General features: G+C 37.9%; 1 pseudogene. It reads left to right on the top strand.

The annotated features are described in order from the left end of the window. Window positions 1-338, top strand: a pseudogene (locus G5B00_RS17945) (phytanoyl-CoA dioxygenase); the annotation flags it as partial.

Below are 338 nucleotides of genomic sequence, written 5' to 3' on the forward strand. Positions count from 1 at the left end.
CGAGCATTATTAATGTTGATTTTGTATTCAGATGTAAGCGAAAATGATGCTCCAACAATCATTTATGAAGGTTCTCATATTGATGTTGCAAGATTATTATCTAAAGAAGGAGATTTAGGTCTTTCTTTTATGGAACTTGCAGGCAAGTTGGACGAGTTGCCAAAAAGAAAAGAAGTGTATGCAACTGGTAAAGCGGGTACTGTTTACCTATGTCATCCGTTTTTGGTTCATTCAGCTCAACCACATAAGGGAAGTACGCCTAAATTTATGGCACAACCACCGTTGTTGTTAAGGAGCGAATTGTCTATTTCAGATTCTGATATCGGCTATTCTCCCGT

It is taken from the genome of Parapedobacter sp. SGR-10, from assembly GCF_011030405.1.
GTDB lineage: Bacteria > Bacteroidota > Bacteroidia > Sphingobacteriales > Sphingobacteriaceae > Sphingobacterium.